This window comes from Streptomyces sp. NPDC028711, assembly GCF_055565415.1.
Map to the genome: position 1 here is coordinate 268,969 of NZ_JBVHUJ010000007.1, position 15,029 is coordinate 283,997.

At 70.4% G+C, this 15,029-nt stretch carries 14 protein-coding genes; 6 read left to right on the top strand and 8 right to left on the bottom strand.

Translation table 11 applies throughout. The features are described from left to right. Nucleotides 1–103 precede the first annotated feature (103 nt). From ACZ4VK_RS23080 to ACZ4VK_RS23105, 6 genes are all read left to right on the top strand, one after another. Nucleotides 104–1,069, top strand: coding sequence for an ABC transporter ATP-binding protein (locus ACZ4VK_RS23080; protein WP_468355338.1), 966 nt, complete (start codon nt 104–106; stop codon nt 1,067–1,069). Next, a complete protein-coding gene (locus ACZ4VK_RS23085; RefSeq protein ID WP_468354926.1) occupies nt 1,066–1,977 on the top strand; it encodes an ABC transporter permease in 912 nt (303 codons plus the stop codon). Before ACZ4VK_RS23080 ends, ACZ4VK_RS23085 begins: the two co-directional genes overlap by 4 nt. Next, nucleotides 1,974–2,885, top strand: coding sequence for an ABC transporter ATP-binding protein (locus ACZ4VK_RS23090; protein ID WP_468354929.1), 912 nt, complete (start codon nt 1,974–1,976; stop codon nt 2,883–2,885). Before ACZ4VK_RS23085 ends, ACZ4VK_RS23090 begins: the two co-directional genes overlap by 4 nt. Nucleotides 2,886–2,899: 14 nt before the next feature. Beyond that, on the top strand, nt 2,900–3,619 hold the full coding sequence (locus tag ACZ4VK_RS23095; protein ID WP_468354932.1) for an ABC transporter permease: 720 nt from the start codon (nt 2,900–2,902) through the stop codon (nt 3,617–3,619). A gap of 191 nt (nt 3,620–3,810) precedes the next feature. Next, the gene (gene lpdA / locus ACZ4VK_RS23100) at nt 3,811–5,214 is read left to right on the top strand and encodes a dihydrolipoyl dehydrogenase (RefSeq protein WP_468354935.1); all 1,404 of its coding nucleotides are present in this window, start codon (nt 3,811–3,813) and stop codon (nt 5,212–5,214) included. A gap of 77 nt (nt 5,215–5,291) precedes the next feature. Next, a complete protein-coding gene (locus ACZ4VK_RS23105) occupies nt 5,292–5,936 on the top strand; it encodes a rhomboid-like protein (protein WP_468355341.1) in 645 nt (214 codons plus the stop codon). A 152-nt stretch (nt 5,937–6,088) separates the two neighbouring features. Here ACZ4VK_RS23105 and ACZ4VK_RS23110 read toward each other — a convergent pair whose 3' ends face one another. The 8 genes from ACZ4VK_RS23110 to ACZ4VK_RS23145 form a co-directional block, all read right to left on the bottom strand. Further along, nucleotides 6,089–6,895, bottom strand: coding sequence for an HAD family hydrolase (locus ACZ4VK_RS23110; protein WP_468354938.1), 807 nt, complete (start codon nt 6,893–6,895; stop codon nt 6,089–6,091). Beyond that, nucleotides 6,892–8,181 (bottom strand): serine--tRNA ligase, encoded by a 1,290-nt coding sequence (serS, locus tag ACZ4VK_RS23115; RefSeq protein WP_468354941.1) that lies wholly within the window; start codon nt 8,179–8,181, stop codon nt 6,892–6,894. Before serS ends, ACZ4VK_RS23110 begins: the two co-directional genes overlap by 4 nt. A gap of 495 nt (nt 8,182–8,676) precedes the next feature. Next, nucleotides 8,677–9,612 carry a prephenate dehydratase gene (gene pheA / locus ACZ4VK_RS23120; protein WP_468354944.1) on the bottom strand — a complete coding sequence of 312 codons (936 nt, stop codon included), beginning with the start codon at nt 9,610–9,612 and terminating at the stop codon, nt 8,677–8,679. Nucleotides 9,613–9,660: 48 nt separating this feature from the next. Further along, a complete protein-coding gene (gene efeB, locus ACZ4VK_RS23125; protein WP_468354947.1) occupies nt 9,661–10,932 on the bottom strand; it encodes an iron uptake transporter deferrochelatase/peroxidase subunit in 1,272 nt (423 codons plus the stop codon). A 3-nt stretch (nt 10,933–10,935) separates the two neighbouring features. Beyond that, on the bottom strand, nt 10,936–12,873 hold the full coding sequence (locus ACZ4VK_RS23130; protein WP_468354950.1) for a copper resistance protein CopC: 1,938 nt from the start codon (nt 12,871–12,873) through the stop codon (nt 10,936–10,938). A 53-nt stretch (nt 12,874–12,926) separates the two neighbouring features. Continuing rightward, on the bottom strand, nt 12,927–13,385 hold the full coding sequence (locus ACZ4VK_RS23135) for a copper chaperone PCu(A)C (protein WP_468354954.1): 459 nt from the start codon (nt 13,383–13,385) through the stop codon (nt 12,927–12,929). Further along, entirely contained in the window at nt 13,382–14,104 is a 723-nt protein-coding gene (locus ACZ4VK_RS23140) for an SCO family protein (protein ID WP_468354957.1), read from the bottom strand. The genes ACZ4VK_RS23135 and ACZ4VK_RS23140 overlap by 4 nt, the downstream gene beginning before the upstream one ends. Nucleotides 14,105–14,139: 35 nt before the next feature. Further along, the gene (locus ACZ4VK_RS23145) at nt 14,140–14,919 is read right to left on the bottom strand and encodes a YcnI family copper-binding membrane protein (RefSeq protein WP_468354960.1); all 780 of its coding nucleotides are present in this window, start codon (nt 14,917–14,919) and stop codon (nt 14,140–14,142) included. Between the last annotated feature and the right edge of the window lie 110 nt (nt 14,920–15,029).

Below are 15,029 nucleotides of genomic sequence, written 5' to 3' on the forward strand. Positions count from 1 at the left end.
GGTCGCGACGCCCCTACGGGCTTGTACTCCTGTAGTCGGACAAGGATCGAGCCGTTGGGCTGACGACCGCTGTGGTCCACGCCACTACCGTCGAAGCGTGACTGTGATCGCGACCGAAAGCCTCAGCAAGCGGTTCCCCCGGGTGACCGCTCTTGACCGGCTCTCCCTGGACATCGGACCCGGTGTGACCGGACTCGTGGGTGCCAACGGAGCCGGCAAGTCCACCATGATCAAGATCCTGCTCGGGCTCGCCCCCGCCACGGAGGGCCGCGCCGAGGTCCTCGGCCTGGACGTCAGCACGTCCGGCGCCGAGATCCGCGAGCGCGTGGGATACATGCCCGAGCACGACTGCCTCCCGCCCGACGTCTCGGCCACCGAGTTCGTCGTCCACATGGCGCGGATGTCCGGGCTGCCCCCGACCGCCGCCCGCGAGCGGACCGCCGACACCCTGCGTCACGTCGGTCTCTACGAGGAGCGGTACCGCCCGATGGGCGGCTACTCGACCGGCATGAAGCAGCGGGTGAAGCTCGCCCAGGCGCTGGTCCACGACCCGAAGCTGGTCCTCCTCGACGAGCCGACCAACGGCCTCGACCCGGTCGGCCGCGACGAGATGCTGGGACTGATCCGCCGGGTCTGGACCGACTTCGGCATCTCCGTCCTCGTCACCTCGCACCTCCTCGGCGAGCTGGAGCGCACCTGCGACCACGTCGTCGTCATCGACGGCGGGAAGCTGCTCCGCTCCAGCTCCACCAGCGACTTCACCCGGACCACCACGACGCTCGCGGTCGAGGTCACGGACTCCGACGCACACCCCGACGGCACCACGGCACTCCGCGAGGCCCTCGTCGCGGCGGGCGTCACGATCCACGCGGGCGTGGAGGAGGGCCTTCCGGGCGCCGGCCACATCCTGCTCCTGGAGGCGCCGGGCGAGGAGACGTACGACCTCGTGCGGGACACCGTCGCCGGACTCGGCCTCGGTCTCGTCCGCATGGAGCAGCGCCGCCACCACATCGCCGAGGTCTTCAGGCCCGAGGCGTCCCCGCAGCACGAGGAGGTGCCGGCCCGATGAGCACCCAGATCCCCCAGCCCTCCCAGGCCGCTCCGGACACGACGCAGATCCACAACATCGGCTACCGGTCGTACGACGGCCCGCGCCTCGGCCGGGCGTACGCGCGCAGGTCGCTGTTCTCGCAGTCGCTGCGCGGCGCGTACGGCCTCGGCCGCAGCGCCAAGTCCAAGGTGCTGCCGATGCTGCTCTTCGGGGTGATGTGCGTGCCGGCGCTGATCTTCGTCGCGATCGCGGTCTTCACCAAGCAGTCCAAGCTGACGATCGAGTACACGCAGTACGCGATCTTCCTCCAGGTCGTCATCGGCATCTACCTGGCCTCGCAGGCCCCGCAGTCGGTCTCCCGCGACCTCCGGTTCAGGACCGTGCCGCTGTACTTCTCCCGCCCGATCGAGCGTGCGGACTACGTCCTCGCGAAGTACGGCGCGATGGCCTCGGCGCTCTTCATCCTCACGGCCGTCCCGCTGCTGATCATGTGGATCGGCTCGATGCTCGCCAAGATGGACTTCGCCGAGCAGGCGAAGCTGTTCGGCCAGGGGCTCGTCTCCGTGGCGCTGCTTTCGCTGCTCTTCGGCGGCATCGGCCTCGTCATGGCGGCCCTCACCCCGCGCCGCGGCTTCGGCGTCGCCGCCGTGATCGGCGTCCTGACCATCTCGTACGGCGCGGTCTCGACGCTCATGGGCATCGCCTACGCCACGGAGAACACGGGCGCCATCCAGTGGCTCGGCCTGTTCTCGCCGATCACCCTCATCGACGGCGTGCAGACCGCCTTCCTGGGCGCACCGGCCATGTTCCCCGAGCTCGGAGGCCCGGGCGCCGGGGTCGGCACGGTCTATCTGCTGGTCGTCCTCGCGCTGATCGCCGGCTCGTACGGCATCCTGATGCGCCGCTACCGAAAGGTCGGGCTGTGACCACGCTCCACATCGACCACGTCTCCCGCTGGTTCGGAAACGTCGTGGCCGTGAACGACGTCACGATGACGGTGGGCCCGGGTGTCACCGGCCTCCTCGGACCGAACGGCGCCGGGAAGTCCACCCTCATCAACATGATGGGCGGCTTCCTCGACCCCTCCACCGGCAGCGTCACCCTCGACGGGAAGACGATCTGGGGGAACGAGTCGGTCTACCGCGAGATCGGCGTCGTGCCCGAGCGGGAGGCGATGTACGACTTCCTCACGGGCCGCGAGTTCGTCCTGGCCAACGCCGAGTTGCAGGGCCTCGGCGCCGCGGAGGCCCAGCGGGCCCTGGCCACGGTCGAGATGGAGTACGCCCAGGACCGCAAGATCTCGACGTACAGCAAGGGCATGCGGCAGCGCGTGAAGATGGCCTCGGCCCTCGTCCACGAGCCGTCCGTGCTCCTGCTCGACGAGCCGTTCAACGGCATGGACCCGCGCCAGCGCATGCAGCTCATGGACCTGCTGCGGCGGATGGGCGCGGACGGCCGCACGGTGCTCTTCTCCTCGCACATCCTGGAGGAGGTCGAGCAGCTCGCCTCCCACATCGAGGTGATCGTGGCCGGACGCCACGCGGCCTCCGGTGACTTCCGCAAGATCCGCCGGCTGATGACGGACCGGCCGCACCGCTACCTCGTCCGTTCCAGCGACGACCGGGCTCTGGCGGCGGCGCTGATCGCCGACCCGTCCACGGCCGGCATCGAGGTCGACCACGGTGAGGGCGGTCTGCGCGTGCAGGCGGTGGACTTCGGGCGGTTCACGGAGCTGCTGCCCAGGGTCGCGCGCGAGCGCGGGATCCGTCTCCTGACGGTCTCGCCCTCGGACGAGTCCCTCGAATCCGTCTTCTCGTATCTCGTCGCGGCCTGAAAGGAGCCTGACCGATGTACAACCCCACAGTCGCCCGGCTCACGTACCGGGCCCTCCTCGGCCGCCGCAGGGCCCTGATCCTCTTCCTGCTGCCCGGCATGCTGCTGCTGATCTCGGCGGCGGTGCGCGCCTTCAACGGCGCGGACGACCAGGTCGCCGCCGATGTCCTCGGCGGCTTCGCGCTCGCCACGATGGTGCCGCTGATCGGCGTGATCGCCGGGACGGGAGCGATCGGGCCGGAGATCGACGACGGCTCGATCGTCTATCTGCTCTCCAAGCCGGTGAAGCGGTCCTCGATCATCTTCACCAAGCTGATCGTGGCGATCGCGGTCACCATGGTCTTCTCCGCGGTGCCGACGTTCATCGCCGGATTCATCCTCAACGGCAACGGGCAGCAGGTGGCCGTGGCCTACACGGTGGCGGCCCTGGTGGCCTCCATCGCGTACAGCGCGCTGTTCCTGCTGCTCGGCACGATCAGCCGGCACGCGGTGGTCATCGGCCTGGTCTACGCCCTGGTGTGGGAGACCCTCTTCGGCTCCCTGATCGCCGGCGCGAAGACCCTGAGCGTGCAGCAGTGGGCGCTGGCCCTCGCGCAGAAGGTCACCGGCGAGGGCCTGATCACCTCCGACGTCGCGCTCCCGACGGCGGTGGCGCTCCTCGCGGGCGTCACGGTCGCGGCGACCTGGTTCGCCGGCTACAAGCTCAGCAGACTGACCCTGGCGGGCGAGGAGTAGCACCGGAAGAACACCGATGCGGTACGACTCCGCGGGTCGTCCCCCCACCCCGGGAGCCCCACCGGGGAGCCGTACCGCATCCCCTTCCCCCCGGACCGCCCGATCCCGATCCGCCTCGGCCCCAGACAGACACCGGACTACTGTGGGCCCGTACGCGGACCGAACACCCTCACCACCCTCGGGAGTCAGTCATGTCAGACCGCTTCGACGTCGTCGTACTCGGAGCTGGCCCCGGCGGCTACGTCGCCGCCATCCGCGCCGCCCAGCTGGGCAAGCGGGTCGCGGTCGTCGAGGAGAAGTACTGGGGCGGTGTCTGCCTGAACGTCGGCTGCATCCCCACCAAGGCGCTGCTGCGCAACGCCGAACTCGCCCACATCTTCAACCACGAGGCGAAGACCTTCGGCATCAAGGTCGACGGCACCGTCACCTTCGACTACGGCGACGCCTACCGCCGCAGCCGCTCGGTCGCGGACGGCCGCGTCAAGGGCGTCCACTTCCTGATGAAGAAGAACGGCATCACGGAGTTCAGCGGCCGGGGCACCTTCCTCGACGCCAACACCCTCCAGGTGGCCAAGTCCGACGGCACCTCGGAGACGATCGCCTTCGACAACTGCATCATCGCCACCGGCGCCACCCCGCGACTGCTCCCCGGTACCGCCCGCAGCGAGCGCGTCGTGTCGTACGAGGAGCAGATCCTCGCCGAGGACGCCCCGAAGTCGATCGTCATCGCGGGCGCCGGCGCCATCGGCATCGAGTTCGCGTACGTCCTCAACAACTACGGCACCAAGGTCACGATCGTCGAGTTCCTCGACCGGATCGCCCCGCTGGAGGACGAGGAGGTCTCCAAGGAGCTGGCGAAGCAGTACCGCAAGCTCGGCATCGACGTCCTCACCTCCACCCGCGTCGAGACCATCGACGAGTCGGGCCCGCAGGTCCGCGTCACCGTCACCGGCAAGGACGGCGCGAGCAAGGTCCTGGAGGCCGACAAGGTCCTCCAGGCCATCGGCTTCGCGCCGAACGTCACCGGTTACGGCCTGGAGGCCACCGGCGTCGCCCTGACCGAGCGCGGTGCCATCGACGTCGACGGCCGCTGCCGCACCTCGGTGCCGCACATCTACGCCATCGGTGACGTCACGGCGAAGCTGATGCTCGCGCACACCGCCGAGGCCATGGGTGTCATCGCCGCCGAGACCATCGGGGACGCCGAGACCATGGAGCTCGACTACCCGATGATCCCGCGCGCCACCTACTGCCAGCCGCAGATCGCCAGCTTCGGCTGGACCGAGGCGCAGGCCCGCGAGAAGGGCTTCGACGTCAAGGTCGCCAAGTTCCCCTTCGTGGCGAACGGCAAGGCGCACGGTCTCGGCGACGCCACCGGCTTCGTCAAGATCATCGCGGACGGGACGCACGGCGAGATCATCGGCGCCCACCTGATCGGCCCCGACGTCACCGAGCTGCTGCCCGAGCTGACCCTGGCCCAGCAGTGGGACCTCACCGTCCACGAGGTCGCCCGGAACGTCCACGCGCACCCGACGCTCGGCGAGGCCGTGAAGGAAGCGATCCACGGCATCGCCGGACACATGATCAATTTCTGAGGTCTCCCCCGGCTTCGGGTGATAGGCACTGAGAGGTGCCGAGCGAAGCCTCAGGAAACAGCGGAAACAGCGGAACCCTGCCGGGTGGCGAACCGTCCCGACCGATCAGGTCGTGGGTGCGTTCGTCACCCGGTACGCATCTCTGGCTGGCGGTCATCGCCGTCACCAGCCTCGTCATCGCGCTGGCCCCCGACGGCATCGACGCCTCTCTCCTCCACCGCAGCAGCAGCAATCTCCACCAGCTGGCGCACCACCCGCTGATGGCCCTGCTCGGCAGCGCGTTCTGGATCGAGGACCCGGCCGACCTCCTGCTGTACGCGGCGCTCTTCGAGCTGATCCACGCGCCCGTCGAACGCTGGATCGGCACCGCGAGATGGCTCCTCACCGTCGCCACGGCCCACATCACCGCGACCCTCGTCAGCCAGCGGGTCGTCCTGATCGCCATCCGCCACCACGACCTGCCGAGCGGCATGGCGCACGTCGTCGACATCGGGGTCAGCTACGGCCTCGCCGCCTCGGCGGGCATCCTCACCTACCGGCTGGCCCGGCCGTGGCGCTGGTTCTACCTCGCCGGGGTCGTCGCCTTCTTCGTCGTACCGCTGCTCTGCGACCGCACGTACACCGACCTCGGCCACGCGATCTCCCTGGCCATCGGCCTCGCCTGCTATCCGCTGACCCGCGGAAAACCAGTCGCACCCGAACGGAGGCCCGAAGCACACTAGTTGTGCGGGGGAAACGGGGGATCCCCCGGAAGCGGCCGCTTCGAGCGCGCGGACCCAGGTCCGCGCGAGGCCGTGCGCGCGAAGGCCCGCTCCCTCAGGGGAGCGGGCCTTCGTACGTGCGTCCTGGCTCGGACGGCCGGCAGGCGCCGTGCTCAGACGGCGAGCAGGCGCTCCAGGACGAGCGCGATGCCGTCCTCCTCGTTGGAGGCCGTCACCTCGTCCGCCACCGCCCGCAGCTCCTCGTGCGCGTTGCCCATGGCCACGCCGTGAGCCGCCCAGCCGAACATCGGGATGTCGTTCGGCATGTCGCCGAAGGCGATCGTCTCCGCCGCCTTCACGCCCAGCCGGCGCGCCGCGAGCGAGAGACCGGTCGCCTTGCTGAGGCCGAGCGGGAGGATCTCCACGATGCCGGGCCCGGCCATGACGACGTCCACGAGCCCGCCGACCGTCTCACGCGCGGCCCGGGTCAGCTCGTCGTCCGTCAGCACCGGGTGCTGGATGTACAGCTTGGTCAGCGGCGCCGACCACAGCTCCGCCGGGTCGTCGTACGGGACGTACGGCAGCGGTCCTTCATGCGCACGGTAGCCGGGGCCCATCAGGACCTCGCCCTCCAGACCGTCGCGGCTCGCGGCGAGGGCCAGCGGGCCCACCTCCGCCTCGATCTTGGAGAGTGCGAGCCCCGCGAGCTGCCGGTCCAGGGTCAGCGAGGTCAGCAGCCGGTGCTCACCCGCGTGGTAGACCTGCGCGCCCTGCCCGCAGACCGCGATCCCCTCGTAGCCGAGGTCGTCCAGGATGTGCCGGGTCCAGGGCACCGCCCGGCCGGTGACGACGATGTGCGCGGCGCCCGCCGCCGTGACGGCGGCGAGCGCGGCCCGCGTACGGTCCGAGACGGACTCGTCGGAACGCAGCAGCGTCCCGTCGAGGTCCGTCGCGACCAGGCGGTAGGGGAAGGAGGTCACTTGGCGATCGGCTCCAGGACCTCACGGCCGCCGAGGTAGGGCCGCAGCATCTCGGGAACCCGCACCGAGCCGTCGGCCAGCTGGTGGTTCTCCAGGATCGCCACGATCGTGCGCGGTACGGCGCAGAGCGTGCCGTTCAGAGTGGCCAGCGGCTGCACCGTCTTCTTGCCGCCCTGCTCGTCGCGCATGCGGACGGAGAGGCGGCGGGCCTGGAAGCTGTCGCAGTTCGAGGCCGAGGTCAGCTCGCGGTACTTGCCCTGCGTCGGGATCCACGCCTCGCAGTCGAACTTGCGGGAGGCGGAGGAGCCGAGGTCACCGGTGGCGACGTCGATGACCTGGAACGGCAGCTCGAGCGAGGTCAGCCACTGCTTCTCCCAGTCGAGGAGCCGCCTGTGCTCGTTCTCCGCGTCCTCGGGCGCGACGTACGAGAACATCTCGACCTTGTCGAACTGGTGGACGCGGAAGATGCCGCGGGTGTCCTTGCCGTACGTGCCGGCCTCGCGGCGGAAGCAGGGCGAGAAGCCCGCGTACCGCAGCGGCAGCTTGTCGGCGTCGATGATCTCGTCCATGTGGTACGCCGCGAGGGGTACCTCGGACGTGCCGACGAGGTAGTAGTCGTCCTTCTCCAGGTGGTACACGTTCTCCGCGGCCTGGCCGAGGAAGCCGGTGCCCTCCATGGCGCGCGGACGGACGAGCGCCGGGGTCAGCATGGGGATGAAGCCGGCCTCGGTGGCCTGGGCGATCGCCGCGTTGACCAGGGCCAGCTCCAGGAGGGCGCCGACACCGGTCAGGTAGTAGAAGCGCGAGCCGGAGACCTTGGCGCCCCGCTCCACGTCGATGGCGCCGAGCGCCTCGCCGAGCTCCAGGTGGTCCTTGGGCTCGAAGCCCTCGGCCGCGAAGTCGCGGATGGTGCCGTGCGTCTCCAGGACGACGAAGTCCTCCTCGCCGCCCACGGGCACGTCCGTGTGGACGATGTTCCCGAGCTGGAGCAGGAGCCGCTTGGCCGTCTCGTCGGCGTCGTTCTGCTCGGCCTCGGCGGCCTTGACGTCGGTCTTGAGCTGCTCGGCCTTCTGGAGGAGCTCGGCGCGCTCCTCGGGCGTGGCCCTGGGGATCAGCTTTCCGAGCGCCTTCTGCTCGGATCGGAGCTCGTCGAAGCGGACGCCGGACGACCTGCGCCGCTCATCGGCGGAGAGCAGGGCGTCGACGAGCGCGACGTCCTCTCCACGGGCGCGCTGGGAGGCGCGAACACGGTCGGGGTCCTCACGGAGCAGGCGAAGGTCAATCACCCCACCAGGCTACCGGTGCCCGTTCGCCCGCCCCCACCGGATAACGTCACGCGTGTTGATTTGCCCGGATTGGGAGTTGTTCGGGATCTCTGGAATGCGCGGGAACGGGCCCCCGGATTCAGTTATCCACAGGCTGTGCGGAAGATCTGTGGACTACGGAGCAGATCGCTGGGATTTCCGCTCCGGCGCCTGGGAATTCCGTGATCAAACACCATGGGGGCGCTCATTTGGGTGGGAATTGCTCGCTCCAAAGGGTGGGTCGAGCGGGGAGTGCTGACGGAGTGGTGGTCAGCCGCTGTGGACAGGTGGCGTCCGGGCGGGAGTGGCTAGGCCGATTTGTCGACCTTGTCGGGGCGGGCTGTCGACTTGTCCCCAGGTTATGAAGGGTCCCTGTGGATAACCGCTGTGGGTAACTGAAAAATATGCAGGTAGGACTAGTGGTTCGCACCTGTGGACGAACGCTCCCGTCGCCGGGAGCGTTCCGTCACCATCGGGTCAGGCCCGACCGTCCTGGGCCCTCGCCAGCCAGTCGGAGGCCGCCATGAACTCCCCGTCCGAAGTGCCGCGCCGCAGCGCCCGCACGTCCTCGACCGCGACACCCGCCCTCGGGTACGAGCCGAGGAAGCGCACCTTGGGGCAGATCCGCTTGAGCCCCATCAGCGCCTCGCCCACCCGCCGGTCCGAGATATGGCCCTCGGCGTCCACGGCGAAGCAGTAGTTGCCGATCCCCGCCCCCGTCGGCCGGGACTGGATCAGCATCAGGTTCACCCCGCGCACCGCGAATTCCTGGAGCAGTTCGAGGAGGGCACCCGGATGATCGTCACCCAGCCACAGCACCACCGAGGTCTTGTCCGCGCCCGTCGGGGCCGCCGGCCGGGCCGGCCGTCCCACCAGCACGAACCGGGTCTCGGCGTTCTCCGCGTCGTGGATCTCGGTGACCAGCGCCTCAAGGCCGTACGTCGCCGCCGCGAACTCACCGGCGAAGGCGGCGTCGAAGCGCCCCTCCTGCACCAGCCGGGCCCCGTCCGCGTTGGACGCGGCCGACTCCCACAGCGCCTCGGGCAGGTTCGCCCGCATCCAGTTCCGGACCTGCGGCTGCGCCACCGGATGGCCCGTCACCGTCTTGATCTCCGACAGCTTGGTCCCGGGCCGCACGAGCAGCGCGAAGGCGATCGGCAGGAGCACCTCGCGGTAGATCATCAACGGCTCGCCGGAGGCCAGCTCGTCCAGGGTCGCCGTCACCCCGCCCTCGACCGAGTTCTCGATCGGTACGAGCGCGGCGGCGGCCTCCCCGTTCCGTACGGCGTCGAGCGCGGCCGGGACCGAGACCATGGGGACGAGTTCCCTCGTCGCGGCCTCGGGCAGCGTACGCAGCGCGGCCTCCGTGAAGGTGCCCTCGGGGCCGAGATACGTGTACCGGGTGGCGGACATACCGTCACCCTAATGGGCCCCGGAGGCGTGGACCGCCCGCTCGGCGCGTCAGGACTCCAGGAGCCGCTGCCCCACGTACTCGCCCTCGGCGGGGCCGCCCGGGACGGCGAAGAGGCCGCTCGCCTCATGGCGGATGAACGCGGACAGCGCGTCCCCCCGGTCGAGCTTGCGCTGCACGGGCACGAAGCCCCTCAGCGGGTCCGCCTGCCAGCAGACGAAGAGGAGACCGGCGTCCGGCGTCCCGTCGGGAGCGATGCCGTCGTGGAAGGAGAACGGCCGGCGCAGCATCGCCGCACCGCCGTTCTGTTCGGGGGCGGAGATCCGCGCGTGGGCGTTGTCCGGGATGACCGTCTTCCCGTCAGGACCGAACGTGTCCAGGTCGAGCTCGGTGGTCTCGGTCCCGCCGGTGAGCGGGGCACCGTCGGACTTCCGGCGGCCTATCACCTTCTCCTGCCGGTCGAGCGGCAGCTTCTCCCAGTCGTCGAGCAGCATCCGGATCCGACGCACGACCGCGTACGAGCCGTCGGCCATCCACTCCTGGGCGCCGGTGGCCCCGGCCGGGACGAAGATCCGCCGGTCGAAGTCGGGGTCGGTCACCTTCGGGTTGCCGGTGCCGTCGACCTGACCCATGAGGTTGCGGGCGGTCATCGGCTTCGCGGTGGCACCGGCCGAGCGGTTGAAGCCGTTCATCTGCCAGCGCACCCGGGCCGCGTCCCCCGCGTCCTTCTGGACCGCGCGCAGCGCGTGGAAGGCGACGAGCGCGTCGTCGGCACCGATCTGCACCCACAGGTCACCCTCCGAGCGCCGGGCGTCGAGAGCGTCGGAGGAGAAGGCGGGCAGCGGGTCGAGCTGACCGGGGCGGCGCGCGGTGAGCCCCGTGCGGTCGAAGAACGTCCGGCCGAAACCGAAGGTCACCGTGAGGGAGGAAGGGCCCGCGTCGAGCGCGATCCCGGTGTCCCCGGCCGGGGCCTTGCCCGCCATCAGCGCCTTCGCCGTCGCCGACCAGCGGCGCAGCAGAGCGACGGCCTCCTTGCGGCCGGCGCCCGGCGCGAGGTCGAAGGCGACCAGATGACCCCGGGACTGGAGGGGAGTGGTGATGCCGGCCTGATGTTTCCCGTGAAACATCACCTCGGTCGAGCCGACCGTGGTGAGCGCGGGAGTGCCGTCGGCACCGGTTCCGGCGGTGGTGTCATCGCCCGACACGGCCGCCGTGACTCCGACACCGCCGGCCGCGCCGATGACGAGCCCGGCCGCGCCCGCCGCGCCGACCGTGCCGAGCAGGCGCCGCCGGGAGATCTCAAGGTTGTCGTTCTCGGTCACGCGTCAGCCGATCTTCACGTTCTTGTCGATGGTGGTCTGGTCGATCTCGGAGGTACGGACGGTCACCTGGATCCGCCACTCTCCTGGCATCGGGATCTGGACGCCGCTCGCGGTCCAGTGTCCGGTCTGGATCCGGTCGGGGGCGACGGGCAGCGGGCCGACGTCCCTCGCCTTCAGGGTGAAGGCGACCTTGATCTCGGGGACGTCCAGCGGTTTGCCGTTGGGGCGCTCCACGAAGAGATGGAGCGCGTTGGCGCCGGTGCGGCCGGGGTCGAGGCTCAGCCGGACGACCCCCTTGCCGTCCACGCCGCCGGTGTCGAAGGGCAGCCGGATGTCGACGGGCCGGTCGGGCACGGCGGCGGGGCCGGAGGCGGCGGTGCCCCGCGCGGCCTCCTCCTCGGTGCGGCCGGGTTCGGTCGAGGTGAGGACGGTGGTCACGGCGAGGAGCACGACGGCCACCGCGGCCTCGGTCAGCACCGAGCGCCGCAGACCGGCCCGCTCGGGATCGGCGTCCCGCTCCCGCTTGCGTCGCGCGGTGGCGACGGCGGCCCGCTGCCGGGCGAGCTGAGCGGCCCGCCGGGCGTCGACGGCCCCGGACTCCGAGGCCTCACCGGCTTCCTCAGCCGCCTCGGGCTCCCCCTCCTCCGTCTCTTCGGCCGCTGCGATCTCGTCGGTCTCGTCGCTCGCTTCGGCCGGCGCCGGGTCGGCGAGGCGCTGGATCCAGCGGCGGGAGACCCAGGCGATGCCGAGGAGGACGCACATCAGGCCGATCTTCACGAGGAGCAGCTGCCCGTAACGGGTCCCCGTCAGCGCCGACCAGGAGCCGACCTGCCGCCAGGACTGGTAGAGCCCGGTGGCCGCGAGGACGGCCACGGAACCGAAGGCCACCCTGGAGAAGCGCTCGACCGCCGCGCGTTCGACGGACGGCGCCCGGTAGAGGGCGACGAGCAGCACCGTGAGACCGCCGAGCCAGGCGGCGACGGCGAGCAGGTGCAGGATGTCGACGGGCATGGCGATACCGGGCTGAAGACCGGTCGAGGCGTGCTCCGCCAGCGCCCAGGTGCCGGCGATTCCGGCGGCGACGACGCTGCCGCCGATGGCGAGCCCGAAGGTGAGGTCCTTCTTCTCCTTCGGGTCGGTACGCCGGGCGTAGGCGCCGAAGAGGACGGCCACGAAGAGCGCGGCCGCGCCGAGCAGCAGCAGCCGGGAGGTGAGCGCGGCCCCGGTCTTCGTCTCCAGGACGGCTTTCAGGCCCGCCAGGTCGAAGGCGTCGGAGAGTTCGCCGGAGCCGGTGTACGGGTTGCGAAGCAGCAGCATGACGAGGGTGGCGCCGGTGAGGGTCAGCCAGCCCCGGACGACCGTCTTCTGGACGGGCCGGACGCTCGCGCCGCGCGGCCAGCAGGCCAGGACGAAGGCGCCGCCGCCGACGAGGACGGCGAAGCCCGCGTACGAGAGGTAGCGCGCGATGCCGTAGAGGGTGCCGACGGGCCCGCCGCCCGCCGTCCGGTCGGGGAGGACGACCGAGGTCGTGGAGGGGGCGCCGATGGAGAAGGTGAAGGCGCCGGAGATGGGGTGGCTGTCGGCCGAGACGGTCTGCCAGGCCACGGTGTAGGTGCCGTCGGGCAGCCCGGCGCGGAGCTCCACCCCGTACCGGACGAGGGAACCGCTGCACAGGTCGCGCATCTCGCCGGTGTCGGCCCGTCGGCCCGCCGGGTCGAGGACCCGGATGGAGTCGGCGCTCATGGAGACCTGTTCGGAGAAGGTGAGGTTGACCTCCTTGGGAGCGGTGGCGACCACCGCCCCGTCCTTCGGGTCGCTTCCGGTCAGCGCCGCGTGCGCGGACGCGGGGGCGGCACCGGCGAGCAGCGTGCCGAGCAGCGCGGCCGCGAGGATCAGCAGCCGGGCCAGGGCGGAACCGAGGCGCGGGGCGGTGGTTGTCATCTCTGGGTCACTCCGTCAGTTCTGTCTGCACTCCGTCAACGCGGTCGATGTGCTCAGTGCTGCCGCGGGTTGTGGCCGGCGGCCTCGACGGGAAGGTCGACCGTGAGGGGGTCGGACTTCTCGAAGTGGAGCTCGATGCTGACCTTCTCGCCCTGCTTCGGCTGCTTCTTCAGCTCCATGAACATGATGTGGTTGCCACCGCGTTCCAGGGAGAGCGTGCCGTTGGCGGGGATGTCGAAGGACTTCACCTCCTGCATCTTCTGGTTCTTCGTCTCGTGGATGGTGATGTCGTCCGAGACGGGGCTGGTGACGGAGGTGAGCCGGTCCGCCGTGCCGCTGCCGTTGGTGATGGTGAGGAAGCCGGCGGCCATGTCCTGTACCGGCTGGGGCATGAACGCGCCGCTGACCTTCAGTTCGGGCTTGTCGCCGCCGGACGAGGACGAGCACCCGGTCAGCGCGAGAGCGGCGGCGAGCGCCACGGCGGCGGACAGGGCGGTGGTGCGGCGGTTCACGGGTTCTCCCCCTTGATGAGCTTCGGCAGGTCCTTGGCGTAGTCCTCGATGGTCGCGTCCTCGCCGTACAGGACGTAGCCCTGGTCGGTCGTGGGCGAGAAGGCGATCACCTGGGCTCCGTGCATGGAGACGACCGAGCCGTTCTTGTCCTTCTTCGGCGGGTCGATGCCGATGCCGATCTGCCGGGCCCCCGCCTGGATGGCGGAGAAGTCGCCGGTGAGACCGGTGAAGGAGGGGTCGCCGGCGGCGGGCAGCCACTTGGCGAGCTCTGCGGGGGTGTCCCGCTCGGGGTCGGTGGTGACGAAGACGACCTGGAGCTTGTCCTGGTCGGCCTTGGGGAGCTGCTTCTTGGCGATGGCGATGTTGCTCATCGTCATGGGGCAGACGTCGGGGCAGTGGGTGTAGCCGAAGTAGATGAGCGTCGGCTTGCCCTTGGTGCGTTCCCGCAGGTCGTACGGCTTGCCCTTGGTGTCGGTGAGGACGAGCGCGGGCTTGGTGAACGGCCGGTCGAGGACGGTGGCGGCCTTGGTGGGGTCGCTGCCGCCGGAGATCTCGGCGATCGATCCGGTGCCCTGGCCCGGGCTCTTGCCGTCGTCGCCGCCGAACCCGACGGCCGCGGTGATGCCGATCGCGGCGACGATCGCGGCGGTGGCGATGACCAGCGGGGTGCGCCGCCCGGGACGGGCCGTACCCGCCCCGGGCGTCTTCTCTGCAGACATGGTGCTTCTTTCGGGATCTCTGGTGGGTGCGGTCGTCAGAGCGAGCGGCGACGGCCGGCGAGGACACCGAAGGCGACACCCGCGCCACCGACGAGGATGCCGAGGATGCCGAGGACGCGGGCCGTGGTGTCGGAGGAGTCGGCGTTGGCCGCCTCCTTGTGCGAGGCCGTCTTGTCCTCGTGCCCGGCCTTCTCGTCCGCGGAGGGGGAGGTAGACGCGGATGCGGAGGCGGACGGGGCGGCGGCACCGCCGTGGTGGTCGGCGGAGGCGGCGGAGAGCTTCAGGACGGGGGCGGGGTTCTGCGGCTCCTCCGCGCCCTCCTTCTGCTCCTCGATCCAGCGCACGACCTCCTTGTTGTCGTACGTCTGGATCGCCTTGAGGACCAGCTGGTCGGTGTCCTCGGGCAGCTGACCGAGGGAGAGCGGGAACTGCTGGAACTGGCCGGGTCCGATCTTCGAACCGTCGGCGGTCCAGGTGACCTTGGAGACGGCCTCGTTGATCGTCCTGCCGTGCAGCTCCAGCGGCTTGTCGAGCTTGCTCCTGGTCACCTCGGCCTTCCAGCCGGGGACGGGCTGCGGCATGACGGAGGCGAGCGGGTGGTCGAGCGGGAAGTTGACCTCGACCTTCACGGTGGAGGCGTTGTCGCGCTCGTTCGGGACCTTGATGTTGACGGTCGCGTAGCCGCCCTTGGCGGCCTCGCCCTCCGGCTGCACGCTCACGTGCGCGAAGGCGGTGCCGGAGAGGGGCACGACGGAGGAGAGGGCGATACCACCGGCGAGGGCGACCCGGGAGAAGGGCAGACGGGAAACGGTCATGGCAGAAGACACTCCAGCTCGGAGAAGGACGGTGGGGTCCGGCACGCCGGAGGAAGGAGAACCTCGACGGACGTGCCGACGGTCGCGGTCCCCGCTCCCGTGGAGCGGAC

Bases quoted from the DNA above. Each gene is read 5' to 3' on its own strand.
- ACZ4VK_RS23085 (WP_468354926.1), top strand. From the start codon at position 1,066: ATGAGCACCCAGATCCCCCAGCCCTCCCAGGCCGCTCCGGACACGACG.
- ACZ4VK_RS23095 (WP_468354932.1), top strand. From the start codon at position 2,900: ATGTACAACCCCACAGTCGCCCGGCTCACGTACCGGGCCCTCCTCGGC.
- lpdA (WP_468354935.1), top strand. From the start codon at position 3,811: ATGTCAGACCGCTTCGACGTCGTCGTACTCGGAGCTGGCCCCGGCGGC.
- pheA (WP_468354944.1), bottom strand. From the start codon at position 9,612: ATGTCCGCCACCCGGTACACGTATCTCGGCCCCGAGGGCACCTTCACG.
- ACZ4VK_RS23130 (WP_468354950.1), bottom strand. From the start codon at position 12,873: ATGACAACCACCGCCCCGCGCCTCGGTTCCGCCCTGGCCCGGCTGCTG.
- ACZ4VK_RS23140 (WP_468354957.1), bottom strand. From the start codon at position 14,104: ATGTCTGCAGAGAAGACGCCCGGGGCGGGTACGGCCCGTCCCGGGCGG.
- ACZ4VK_RS23145 (WP_468354960.1), bottom strand. From the start codon at position 14,919: ATGACCGTTTCCCGTCTGCCCTTCTCCCGGGTCGCCCTCGCCGGTGGT.